The 380-nt window shown below is 50.3% G+C and carries 1 pseudogene; it reads right to left on the bottom strand.

The features are described 5' to 3' along the window. Window positions 1-380 (bottom strand): annotated as a pseudogene (locus tag KNP99_RS15580) (copper amine oxidase); the annotation flags it as partial.

Genomic DNA, 380 nt, shown 5'->3' with positions numbered 1-380 from the left:
GCTTGTGCTTCGATGTGATTTTTCGTCCAAGCTTGCTCGAACTGATCTGCACCGGCTTCACCGTAAATTGATTTGATTGCGGCTTTGAAGTCAGCTGTGTGCATGTCTTCCGCCCAGTTTGCAGCATCGTAGTCTTTCGCTTGATCGACACCTGCCGTCATACTGAGGTTCGCAAGAGCGACGTGTTCAGCAGCAAGGCTGTTGAGTGTTGACCGGAGGTCAGCCGCTTTCGTATCAGCTTTCGAGTTATCGAACTTCTCAGGCATCTGTGTTGTGATCGCGACTGAGAGAGCTTTCGAGATGTCATACATGCGGCTGTATCCTTCACGGAACGTGTTGTACGATCCTTCATAGTCGCCTGCTGCATACTCTTGGAATGT

The sequence above is a fragment of the Exiguobacterium sp. s95 genome, from assembly GCF_018618655.1.
Taxonomy (GTDB): Bacteria; Bacillota; Bacilli; order Exiguobacteriales; family Exiguobacteriaceae; genus Exiguobacterium_A; species Exiguobacterium_A oxidotolerans.
The sequence above is the reverse complement of the archived record's forward strand: the minus strand, read 5'-3'. Positions and strand labels throughout refer to the sequence as shown.